Annotated in this window: 11 protein-coding genes and 3 pseudogenes; 9 read left to right on the top strand and 5 right to left on the bottom strand. The window is 74.2% G+C overall.

The features are described 5' to 3' along the window. The 3 genes from ACWFQ8_RS30885 to ACWFQ8_RS30875 form a co-directional block, all read left to right on the top strand. The coding region (locus ACWFQ8_RS30885; protein WP_453788018.1) for an aggregation-promoting factor C-terminal-like domain-containing protein at positions 1–88 on the top strand (88 nt) is incomplete at its 5' end. A 290-nt stretch (positions 89–378) separates the two neighbouring features. Next, positions 379–1,221 carry a DUF4394 domain-containing protein gene (locus ACWFQ8_RS30880; protein WP_453789592.1) on the top strand — a complete coding sequence of 281 codons (843 nt, stop codon included), beginning with the start codon at positions 379–381 and terminating at the stop codon, positions 1,219–1,221. A 234-nt stretch (positions 1,222–1,455) separates the two neighbouring features. Further along, positions 1,456–1,905, top strand: a complete 450-nt coding sequence (locus ACWFQ8_RS30875; protein ID WP_453789591.1) for an SRPBCC family protein — start codon at positions 1,456–1,458, stop codon at positions 1,903–1,905. A gap of 89 nt (positions 1,906–1,994) precedes the next feature. On the opposite strand, the gene ACWFQ8_RS30870 is transcribed toward ACWFQ8_RS30875, so the two are convergent. Beyond that, positions 1,995–2,687, bottom strand: a complete 693-nt coding sequence (locus ACWFQ8_RS30870) for an HSP18 transcriptional regulator (RefSeq protein ID WP_453789590.1) — start codon at positions 2,685–2,687, stop codon at positions 1,995–1,997. Between the two features lie 155 nt (positions 2,688–2,842). Here ACWFQ8_RS30870 and ACWFQ8_RS30865 point away from each other — a divergent pair, with 155 nt between their 5' ends. The 3 genes from ACWFQ8_RS30865 to ACWFQ8_RS30855 all read left to right on the top strand — a co-directional run bounded on the left by ACWFQ8_RS30865 (position 2,843) and on the right by ACWFQ8_RS30855 (position 4,280). Beyond that, a complete protein-coding gene (locus ACWFQ8_RS30865; protein ID WP_453789589.1) occupies positions 2,843–3,277 on the top strand; it encodes an Hsp20/alpha crystallin family protein in 435 nt (144 codons plus the stop codon). A 105-nt stretch (positions 3,278–3,382) separates the two neighbouring features. Beyond that, positions 3,383–3,778, top strand: coding sequence for a DUF2267 domain-containing protein (locus tag ACWFQ8_RS30860; RefSeq protein ID WP_453789588.1), 396 nt, complete (start codon positions 3,383–3,385; stop codon positions 3,776–3,778). Between the two features lie 55 nt (positions 3,779–3,833). Next, the gene (locus ACWFQ8_RS30855) at positions 3,834–4,280 is read left to right on the top strand and encodes a DUF2267 domain-containing protein (RefSeq protein WP_453789587.1); all 447 of its coding nucleotides are present in this window, start codon (positions 3,834–3,836) and stop codon (positions 4,278–4,280) included. A 28-nt stretch (positions 4,281–4,308) separates the two neighbouring features. On the opposite strand, the gene ACWFQ8_RS30850 is transcribed toward ACWFQ8_RS30855, so the two are convergent. Further along, the gene (locus ACWFQ8_RS30850) at positions 4,309–5,184 is read right to left on the bottom strand and encodes an oxygenase MpaB family protein (protein WP_453789586.1); all 876 of its coding nucleotides are present in this window, start codon (positions 5,182–5,184) and stop codon (positions 4,309–4,311) included. A 266-nt stretch (positions 5,185–5,450) separates the two neighbouring features. Further along, positions 5,451–6,395 (bottom strand): annotated as a pseudogene (ppk2, locus tag ACWFQ8_RS30845) (polyphosphate kinase 2); the annotation flags it as partial. Between the two features lie 368 nt (positions 6,396–6,763). Here ppk2 and ACWFQ8_RS30840 point away from each other — a divergent pair. Then, the gene (locus ACWFQ8_RS30840; protein ID WP_453789585.1) at positions 6,764–7,306 is read left to right on the top strand and encodes a DUF5133 domain-containing protein; all 543 of its coding nucleotides are present in this window, start codon (positions 6,764–6,766) and stop codon (positions 7,304–7,306) included. Positions 7,307–7,339: 33 nt separating this feature from the next. On the opposite strand, the pseudogene ACWFQ8_RS30835 reads toward ACWFQ8_RS30840, so the two are convergent. Continuing rightward, positions 7,340–7,755: pseudogene (locus ACWFQ8_RS30835) on the bottom strand (CBS domain-containing protein). A 300-nt stretch (positions 7,756–8,055) separates the two neighbouring features. Between ACWFQ8_RS30835 and ACWFQ8_RS30830 the strand changes: the two are divergent. Together ACWFQ8_RS30830 and ACWFQ8_RS30825 are read left to right on the top strand one after the other, a co-directional pair. After that, entirely contained in the window at positions 8,056–8,652 is a 597-nt protein-coding gene (locus ACWFQ8_RS30830) for a TIGR03086 family metal-binding protein (protein WP_453789584.1), read from the top strand. Between the two features lie 181 nt (positions 8,653–8,833). Next, positions 8,834–9,580 carry a hypothetical protein gene (locus ACWFQ8_RS30825; protein WP_453789583.1) on the top strand — a complete coding sequence of 249 codons (747 nt, stop codon included), beginning with the start codon at positions 8,834–8,836 and terminating at the stop codon, positions 9,578–9,580. A gap of 135 nt (positions 9,581–9,715) precedes the next feature. Here ACWFQ8_RS30825 and ACWFQ8_RS30820 read toward each other — a convergent pair. After that, positions 9,716–10,623: pseudogene (locus ACWFQ8_RS30820) on the bottom strand (glycoside hydrolase family 26 protein); the annotation flags it as partial. Positions 10,624–10,766 lie beyond the last annotated feature (143 nt).

Raw genomic sequence — 10,766 nt, 5'->3', positions numbered from 1 at the left:
GATCAAGTGGGGCCTGGACTACATGAACGACCGCTACGGCAGCCCCGTCGGCGCCTGGAACTTCTGGCAGAACAACCACTGGTACTAAGCCACCAGCGGACACAGACGCACACCCAAGACGCTCGGCCGGGCTCCCCGGCCGAGCGTCTCGGCGTATACGGCCCCTGCGCGCCCGGCCCCGGCCCCTGCGCTCCCCCTTGCGCGCCCGGCCCCGCCCCCTGCGCGCCGCCCGGCCCCCTCCGCCCCGGCCCCCGGCCCCTGCGCTCCCCGCCCCCGGCCGCCATCTGGCCGTGCCCGACGGGCACAGCGGCGCCGCGACTGGTTGCGTCTGCCGGGTGACGCCCGACTCTCGGGCGGCCGACCCAGTGGAGAGACCCCATGCGCAAGGCAGTCCTCGTCATGGCACTCGCAGCCACCCTGTCCGCGACCGGACCGGCGGTGGCCGCGGACAACGACCGGCACGACCCCTCCCGCAGCGGTCTGAAAGTGGCCGGCCTGACCGAAGACCAGCGCCTGGTGTGGTTCCGCACCCATGACCCCGACCGGGTGTCCTCGGTGGGGACCGTCACCGGACTGGTGGGGGACACCGCACTGGTCGGGATCGACTACCGCGTCCAGAACGGCCTCCTCTACGGCCTGGGCAACGCCGGCGGCGTGTACACCCTCGACACCGCCGACGCCGCCGCCACGAAGGTCTCCCAACTCGGCATCGCCTTGCAGGGCACCTTTTTCGGCGTCGACTTCAACCCCGCCGCCGACCGGCTGCGGATCATCAGCGACACCGGGCAGAACCTGCGCCACGACGTGAACACCCCCACCGGCGGGACCGTCGCCGACGCCCCCCTCACCACACCCCCGGCCACCACCGCCGCGCTCGGTGTGACCGGCGCCGCGTACACCAACAACGACCTCGATCCGGCGACCGCCACCAGCCTGTTCGACATCGACACCACCGGCGACCGCGTGGTGCTGCAGTCCCCGGCCAACTCCGGCACCCTCGCCCCCACCGGCAACCTCGGTGTCGACGCGGGCCCCGACGCGGGCCTGGACATCTACTTCTCGCCCAGGAAGGGCGGCAACCGGGGCTTCGCCGCCCTCTCCACCGGCGGCTCCCGCCGCTTCTACGAGATCGACCCCCTCACCGGCGCGGCCGACGACGCCGGGGCCTTCCCCGCCGACCGGCAGGTCTTCGACATCGCCCTGCCCCTGAACCAGAGGTAACCCGCCCACCCCAGCACCGCCACCGCCGCCGAACACCGCCACCGCCGCCCACGCCGCCGAACACCGCTACCGCCGCCCGAACGCCCGGCGACGCCTCGACACCGCCGAGCGGCCGGTCCCGGGAGGGTGGTCTTGGCCCCGGCGCGCGCGGCGCACGCACCGACCGGGCAGGCATGCCCGGACAGCCGCCGGCCGCCGCCGGCGGAACACCGAAGTCGTGGAAGGGTTTCCCTGATGTCGCAGGTGAAGGAATCGATCGAGGTCGACGTGCCGTTGACGACGGCCTACAACCAGTGGACGCAGTTCGAGTCGTTCCCGCAGTTCATGGACAGCGTGGAGCGCATCGAGCAGCGCACGGACACCCTCACCCACTGGGTGACGAAGATCGCCGGTGTGAAGCGGGAGTTCGACGCGGAGATCACCGAGCAGGTCCCCGACCAGAAGGTCGCCTGGGTGACCGTGGGCGGCGAGACCGAGCAGTCGGGCCTGGTCACCTTCCGGCCGATCGACCCGGCCCACACCGAGGTCACACTGATGATGGACTTCGACCCGGAGGGCATGGCGGAGAGCATCGGGGACAAGTTCGGCTTCATCGACCGCCAGGTCAAGGGCGACCTGAAGCGGTTCAAGCACTTCATCGAGGACCGCGGCACGGCGACGGGCTCCTGGCGCGCCGACGTCTGACCCCGCCCGCCCCCTGCCGGACCCCCGGTCCCGGCAGGGGGCGGCCGGCCGGCCGGTAGGCCGCGCCCCGAAGCCGTGGACCGGGCGGATCAGGTGCCGCGCTGGTCGCGGCTGTCCCGGCGCAGCCGGTCGGTGTGCCGGGTCATGGCATCGATGCGGTCGGCCAACTCCCCGTCCTGGGGCCGCAGATGCGGCCGGGTGTCGGTCAGGGGCCCCACGAGGCGCGCGGCGTCGTTGTCGGCGAGGGCCAGGTTCAGATCGCTCATGGCGCCCTCGGCGCCGGTGGGCAGACCCGTGAGCGCGGTGACCCGGCCCGCCAATCGACGAAGGTCGGCGGCATTGTCGCGGGCCCAGGCGGTCACCGTGCGATCGGCGGCCCGCGTGTCGCGCGTGGCCCGCACGCGCTGCTCGCCGGTGCTCCCGGCCGCTCCGGGGCGCAGACGCAGATAGCGGCGCTCGGCGGCCTGCCGGCTGGCCACCCCCAGCGGCGCCGCGAGATCGGCCCAGCTCGCCCCCGCGTCCCGGGCGGTCTCGATCAACCCGCTCTCCCAGCCCGCGAGCTGTTCCCGGACCTGCCGCAGGCACAGCAGGGCCGCCAGCGCGGCCTGCGGCCCCGGCTCCCCGCCCGACCCCGCGCCCGGCGGCGGGGCGGGGACACGCGGGACCCGTGCCGCCTCCTCCAAGCTCGCGCGCACGGCCTCCAACGCCGCGGCCGCGGCGAGGAAGGACGGCGGCTGCGCCGTACCGGCGGCGGGCGAGGGCGGCTGCTCGGACGCGGCCACGGTCACCACCTCCCATCGTCATGTATCGGACGACATCCAGCATGTCATCAAAAGGGTGACACTCTGCTTGTCATCGTTTAGACGACATGCTACAACGGAAGCACGTTGAAGCGCATGGGCAGTTTCTGCCTGAACCAACCGGAGGTGATTTCGCGATGCTGATGCGCACCGACCCGTTCCGCGAGATGGACCGGATCGTCCAGCAGCTGTCGGGTACGTCGGGGACCTGGTCGAAGCCGTCCGTCATGCCGATGGACGCCTACCGCGAGGGCGACGAGTACGTGATCGCCTTCGACGTCCCGGGCGTGAGCGCCGAGGCGATCGACATCGACGTCGAGCGGAACATGCTCACCGTGAAGGCCGAGCGCCGCCCGGCCGCGAAGAACGACACCGTGCAGATGGAGCTCTCCGAGCGGCCCCTCGGTGTCTTCTCCCGCCAGATCATGCTGGCCGACACCCTCGACACCGAGCGCATCCAGGCCGACTACGACGCGGGTGTGCTGACCCTGCGCATCCCGATCGCCGAACGGGCCAAGCCCCGGAAGGTCAGCGTCGGCGGCGCCGACCGCCGCAAGCAGATCTCCGGCTGACCGCCCCGCGCCCCGCGCGGCGGAGGACGGACCCGACCCCCTCCGGCACCCGCCCTCCGCCACCCCTCCCTCCCTTCCCCCTCCCTCCCGCCCGGAGGTGACGTGATGCCGATGCGCCGGGAACCGTTCCTGGACCACGTCCAGGAACGCGGTCGGTACGAGACGCGCGAGGACGCCGAGCGCGTGACCCGCGTCGTCCTGGCCCTGCTGGGCGCCCACCTCGTCGGCACGGTACGGGCCCGGCTCGCGGCCCGCCTCCCCGAGGCGTACGCCCTGATCCTGCTCAACCCCCTGCGCGCCGAAGAGCCCCTCACACCCGAGCGTTTCGTCCGCGCGACGGCCGCCTGGATCGAGGGGGCCACCGAGAGCACCGCCCTCGGGGACATCGGCGCGGTCCTGTCCACCGCCGCCGCGGCCGCGGGCGACGACCTCACCCGCGAGGTCCTCCTCCAACTCCCTCCCGGCTACGACCTCCTCTTCGGCCACCCGCCACCCACCTGACCACCCCCGCGGGCCCACGCGCCCGAGCCCCGCACAGAAAGGCCGACGCACCGTCATGTACCACCAGACCCGACCGGAACGGTCCCTCACGGCCATGACGTACGACCAGATGCTCGAACGCGTCCGCTACGAGGGCGCCTACCCCACCCGCGAACGCGCCGAGGACGCCGTCCGCGCCGTGCTGGACGCCCTCGGCCGGCAGCTGACCGCGGACGAACGCGCCGACCTCGCCCGCTGCCTGCCCGTCGAAGCGGCCCTCGCCCTGACCGCATCGCCCCCCGCCACCACCACCGAACAGCTCACCGGATGGGGGTTCGTCAAGGACCTCGCCGCCCGCACCGGCGCCACCCCGGCCACCACCCGCTGGGACACCGGCGCCGTCCTCGCCCCCGTCGCCGCCCTCGCCGGCCCCGACCTCCTCGCCCGCATCCTCCAGCAGCTCCCCGGCGACTACGCCCTCCTCTTCGGCCAGGCGCAACTGCGCCTGCAACCCGCCGCCTGACCCGCCCCGCGGCCCCCAAGGACACGGCTCAGCGCGGCGGCCGGGACGGCGCGGCCATCGCCCACCGGATCGTCCGCGTCAGGGCCTGCCCGGACAGGCGTACGCAGGCCTCCCCGCGGCCCGTCGCCGCACGCAGGCCGAGCAGGGCGCACGCCCACGGCGGGAGCAGCGCGACCGCGTTCGCCGCGAGCAGCGCGTACGGGACCCGGACGGGCCCGGGCAGCGGCGGCCGGCGCAGGATGAAACGGGCCGCGTCCAGAGCCTCGGGCGTGGCCCGCAGCTCCGGCCGGTACGCCGCCAGCAACTCCGTCAGCGCCGCCCGGTCGCGCGGCGGGTCCACCACGCCCAGAGCCGCCGCCACCCGGGCCGTGTCCGCGACATAGGCGTCGCAGCCCGCCGCGTCCAAGGGGTACGCGCCGAAGCGCTGGTGCGCCCGCAGGAAACTGTCGACCTCCGCCGCGTGCACCCACCCCAGCAGATGGGGGTCGGACGCCCGGTAGGACTCGCCCTCCGCGGTGGTGCCCCGTATCCGTTCGTGGACCGCCCGGACCCGGTCGACGGCGTCCTGCGCGTCCCGCGCGGTGCCGTACGTGGTGACGGCCAGGAAGGTACTGGTGCGCTGGAGCCTGCCCCACGGGTCGCCGCGGAAGCCGGAGTGCGCCGCGACGGCGGCCATGGCGAGCGGGTGCAGGGACTGGAGCAGGAGCGCGCTCAGCCCCCCGACGAACATCGACGCGTCGCCGTGCACCCTGCGGATGGGCCGCTCGGGACCGAACCAGCGGGGCCCGGGCGTGTCGTGGATCCGGGCGCGGTTGGCGGGGCCCGACGGTCCGGCCACCCGGCTGAACAGCGCCGACCCGAGCCGCTCCCGCAGGTTCGCGCCCCCGCTCGCGGGCATGTCCATGAGGGTGTCCTACCCGCCCGACCTCCGCTCAATGCTCCACCGGACCGCCCTCCCCGCCCCTACCGGCCCACCCCGTCCGGCCCGCCCGCGCCCGTACCGCCCGTACGGTCCGCGCCGTCCGGCCCGCCCGCGCCCGTACCGCCCGTACGGTCCGCGCCGTCCGGCCCGCCCGTACCGTCCGTGCCGCCCGTACCGTCCGTACCGCCCGTACCGTCCGTACCGCCCGTACGGTGCGCGCCGTCCCCGCGGGTCGCCGGCGCGTGCCGCGGATGACGGCCGGGGCCCAGCGGATGGCCCGCCAGCGGGGTGGGGGAGAGGGCGGCCTCGCCCTCCCCGCTCTCCAGCAGGGTGTCGGCCGCACCGACGATCAGCGGGTCGGGCCGCCCGACCGCTTCCTCGTCCTTGCGGTCGTAGTCGATGCGCTTCAGAAGGCTGCGGATGGCCTCCAGACGCGCCCGCCGCTTGTCGTTGCTCTTGACCACTGTCCAGGGCGCGTGCTCGGTGTCGGTGGCCCGGAACATGTCGACCTTCGCGGTGGTGTACGCGTCCCACAGGTCCAGGGAGGCCAGGTCCATCGGCGACAGCTTCCACTGCCGCACCGGGTCGACCCGGCGGATCGCGAAGCGGGTGCGCTGCTCGGCGCGCGAGACGGAGAACCAGAACTTCACCAGCAGGATCCCGTCGGCGACCAGCATGGCCTCGAAAGCGGGGCACTGGCGCAGGAACAGCTCGTAGTCCTCCTTGGGGCAAAAACCCATGACCCGCTCCACCCCGGCGCGGTTGTACCAGGAGCGGTCGAAGAAGACGATCTCACCGGCGGTCGGCAGATGGGCGACGTAGCGCTGGAAGTACCACTGCCCCGCCTCCCGCTCGGTCGGCTTGTCGAGGGCCACGATCCGGGCCCCGCGCGGATTGAGCCGCTCGGTGAACCGCTGGATCGTGCCGCCCTTGCCCGCGGCGTCCCGGCCCTCGCAGATCACCACCAGCCGCGATCCGGTGTCCTTCACCCACCGCTGGAGCTTCAACAGCTCGATCTGCAGGATCCGCTTGCTCCGCTCGTACTCCTTCCGGCTCACCTTCCGGTCGTACGGATAGTTCTCCTGCCACGTCCGGATAGGGGCGCCGGCCGAGTCCAGCAGCACCGGCTGCTCCGGACGGTGGTCGTCCACACTCAGCCCCGCCAGCAGGTCCTCGTCATCCGGTTGCGTCAACTCTCGCTCGTTCACACCCCCACCCCTACCCACTGCACGCCCCGCCGGACATCCGCGCACCCGACCCGCGCGCCGACGTCCTGCCGCTGCCGCGCCGCCGGCCACGCGCCGCTCGGGTTCTCGCCCGCCGAGCCGCGCGAACAGCCCCTGGCCGTCCGACACGGCGAGCCGTACGCCCGGAGGATCACCGTCACCTGACACCCCCTCCCGCGCCGCCCGCCCATCCGCCGCCCACCCGCTACGAGATCGCTACGAGATCGGCATCGGCGCGCATCACACCGGATCCCGCGCATCACACCGGATCCCGGGGGCAGGCGGTGCACCGGAGCGTGCCGAGGGGCCGCGTCCTTCGAAGGGAAGTGTTCTCCATGAGCGTCGACGTCCTCCTCTCCCCGCGGACGGAGAAGATCCGGACCCCGCAGACGGCGACGACGACGGCGACGACGGCGACGGCAGTGCCCGTACCGGCGCCCGAGTCGGCCACGTCCTGGGCGGTGGGCACGCTGATGGCGACGGTGCCGGCCCCCGCCCACCTGGCCGAACAGGTCCTGTCCGCCGCGGCCGCACAGGCCGCCCGACCGGTGACCGAGGTGGCCGTGGCGATGGCCGCCGGCTCCCAGGGCGCACCCGTACCCGCCGATATCGAGCAGGCCCTGCACCACGCCGTGCGGGCCGCCCGCCGCACGGACACCGCACCGCGCGGGAACGGCCCGTACCTGATGCCCACCCGCGCCGACGCCGAGCAGGCACTCGCCCGGTTCTTCGACGCCCGGCTGCGCCTGGGCGCGGCTCCCGCCGATCCGGCCGCACGCCGCGCCGTGGACGACGCCCTCTACACGCTCTGCGTGCTGATGGCGCAGCCCTGCGCGCACGCCGCGGTCAACGAAGCCCTCCAGTACACGCACGCCTGACCTCCCCCCGGGGGGAGGAAGGGTGGAGTCCGGTCAGACGGAAAGGGCTTCGAGGAGGTCGCCCACCTGCGGGTCCGGCAGGGAGCGGGCGACGTCGGCCTGGGCCACGATCCCGACGAGGGTGTGGCCGTCGATGACCGGCAGGCGGCGGACCTCGTGCTCGCTCATGGTCCCCAGGATCTCCCCGGCCTCGTCGTCGGCCCCGATGGTGACCGCTTCCCCCTGGGCCAGGTCCCCGGCCTTGACCTGGGAGGGGTCCTTGCCCGCCGCAAGGACCTTCACCACCATCTCGCGGTCGGTGAGCATCCCCTTGAGCTTGTTGCCCTCGCCGCAGATCGGCAGCGCGCGCCGACCTAGAGCGAAGCCATCTTCTTCACTGCTTCCAGAACGCTCTCCTGCGCGCCGATACAGGTGGCGTCCTCGGTCATGATCTCGCGAGCGGTCACCATGACGTCCTCCTCGACGTCCTCCTCGGCCTCTTTGGAGCGGCGTGAGCCAGGCGCCGCGCCTGCCCACCCTTGCCCGCCCGTACGCCTCGGACCGGGTGCGGCCGCAGGCCCTCAGAAGGGCACGGCGCCCGCGGACCGGCGGGCGGCACCTCGTGCGGTGCCCGCCCGCCCTTCGCCCCGCCCGCCCGCCCCGCCCGCCGGCCGCCCGGCCCGCGGATGCGCGACCGCGCCCGTGCGGCGACGAGTTCGGGCCCCGGCGCCGGTCTACCCTGCAGACCCGTCCGTGCGGAGGAGCCGAACATGACCGATACGAGCACTGTCGACCTCGGGCCCCAGGCCCGGATCGTGGCCCGACTGGCGGCCGCCGTCCCGCCGGCCCGCCTCGCCGACCCGACGCCCTGCCCCGCCTACACCGTCGGCGACCTGCTCGGCCACCTCACCGGCCTCGCGACCGCCTTCCGCGACGCCGCCCGCAAGGACCTGGGCCCCACGACGGACACGGCCCCCGACCCGGCCGCCCCCACCCCGCCCGACCACTGGCGCCAGGAACTGCCCCGCGTCCTGGGCGAGCTGGCCCAGGCCTGGCAGGATCCGGCCGCCTGGACCGGCATGACCCGCGCGGGCGGCGTGGACCTGCCCGGCGACATCGCGGGCGCGGTGGCCGTCGACGAACTGGTACTGCACGGCTGGGACCTGGCCCGGGCCACCGGCCAGGAGTACGCACCCGACCCGGCCGCGCTGCGCGCCTCGCACACGTTCCTGCTGGCGGCCGTCGAGGACGAGGACCGCGCGGAGATCTTCGGCCCCGTCGTGCCCGTACCGGACGACGCCCCGCTGCTGGACCGCACCGTCGGGCTCGGCGGCCGCGATCCGGACTGGAAGCCGCCGACCCCCTGACGGCCCCGCAGCCCCCGCCCGAGCCCGGCCCGTTCACCCACGCCACCGGCCGATCCCCCCGACCGGCCGCGCAGAACCCGCCCCCGGCCGGGGGAGCACAGCCGGGCCGCCGGGCGTTGGACCCGTCGCAAGGGATTGACTGCACGTGCACACCGCACACCCGCGTGACGAGGAGGACACGATGAGCACGGCCGACGAGGGACGGCACTGGCCGGACGAGGTCAGCGTCGACAACGCAAGGACGACGCTCCTGCGCCTCCTCGCCCGGGCGGGAGTACCTTCCGGCGACGCCCGGGAACTGATCGGACTCATCGAGGCCGGCGCCCTGGCCCTCGCCCACAAGGAGCTGAGCTCCGCACGGCCCGGCACGCCGGGCCACAAGGACGAGGCGTACGAGTCGGGCCGGCTCGACGGAGCCGAGGACCTCCTGGAAGGACTCGCCGCCGTCGCCGAGCGGACCCTGCTCCGGGCCGTGGGCGCGGACGGCCCGCAGGACCCGTCCGGGCACCGCCCCCGGGCCGGGCGCATGGAGGTGGAGCTGACCGAGGTGGCGCTCACCCCCCTGTACCTGTCGTTCACCACGGTCTCCGAGCTGGACCCGGAGGTCACCGAGGAGGTGCTGGCCGCCGTCCTCACCACGATGCAACCCCGGCAGCGAGCCGCGTACGCCGGGCGGCTGAACGAGTTCGCCACCACCCACCGGGCCCGCCTGGAGCGCCTCTTCGCGGCCTTCGGACCGGGCAGCGGCATCACCGTGCACGGCCGCTACTCCCTCGTCCACTCCACCACCAGCATCGCCGTACTGGAACGGCTCGACACCGCGCCCCTGCACCTGCGCGAGGAATGGGACGCCGCCGAACTGCCACCCGCCTGGCTGGAAGGGCTGAGGACCGCCTGGAACACCCCCGCCCCCGCCGCACCGCAATGACCCGCACCGCCGCCCCGGGGCGCGGCCCCGCCCGCCCGGTCGCGCAGCGGTAGTCGCCCGGGCACGCCCACGCCGGGGTCACGCGCGCCCGGCCGCAGCACGGGGGACGCCTCACCCCCTGCGCCTGCCCCCGGAGGACAGCACCTGCCTGAACACCTGCGCGGAGCGCGGGTTCTGCCCGCACTGCCACACACCGTGCGGGCAGTAGTCGGTGATGCTGTGGTAGAGCGGCTTGTGCGCGGCGATCCACTCCAGCATGCGCCGCATGTACTCGGGATTGTCCCCGTGGCGGAACAGCCCCCATTCCGGGTACGAGATCCGCTTGCCGTGCGCCTTCGCGAAATCGACCTGCCTCTGGAGCCCGTCGACCACGTCGTCACCGGGGTAGCACCGGGTCCAAGCGATCGCGTCCCCACCGCGGTTGGGCGCGAAGTCGAAACGCAACCGCTGCCCCTTCACCGAGCGCATGGCGGCCACGGTGCGCCGCCAGTACCTCTTCCAGTTCTCGGGGTCGGGCCGGCAGCGGTGGGTGTAGTTGAAGCCGTTCATCTCCCACCCGAGCGCGATCACCGTGTCCGGCACCCCCAGGCCGACCAGACGCGCGGACAGCCGCCGGAAGTGGTGGTCGTAGGCACCCCGCGCGCCGGAGCGGATCAGCTCCGCGACCCGCCCGTCGGGGACGCCGGCCTCGTTGCGCTCCTGCATGGGCACGTTCAGGACGAACAGCCGATCGGCCCCCGCCTTGCGCCACCGTGCCCAACTGCGCAGGGGTCGGGCGCCCCCTCGATGTTCGACCAGGTGTCACCGGGCAGGTAGGTGTGCCCGGCGCGCAACTCGGTACCGCCCAGCCACCGCGACAGCTCCCCCATCCTGTCGACACCCGGCGAGCCGTAGTGGAGGTAGGCACCCACCGCGACCTCGCTCCCGGCGCCGCCCCTGGAACCCGGGCGCGGCGGCGGGGACAGGGCGCCCCCGGTGACGAGCAGACCGACGGCGACCGTACTCGCGCAGGCGACCGCCGGCCAGCGGCTTCGACGGGACATGACGCCTGCACAAGCCGCGCGAACCGATCCGGGTGACAGCGACGTCAGACACCCCACCCCCTCACGGCCCCCCGGGTGCCCCGGCGCTGGGCCGTTCGCCGCAGCCGGCCGTCCCCCTCGGCCCGACCGGGTGCACACCCTCC

The organism is Streptomyces sp. NPDC055254 (assembly GCF_053606025.1).
The sequence above is the reverse complement of the archived record's forward strand: the minus strand, read 5'-3'. Positions and strand labels throughout refer to the sequence as shown.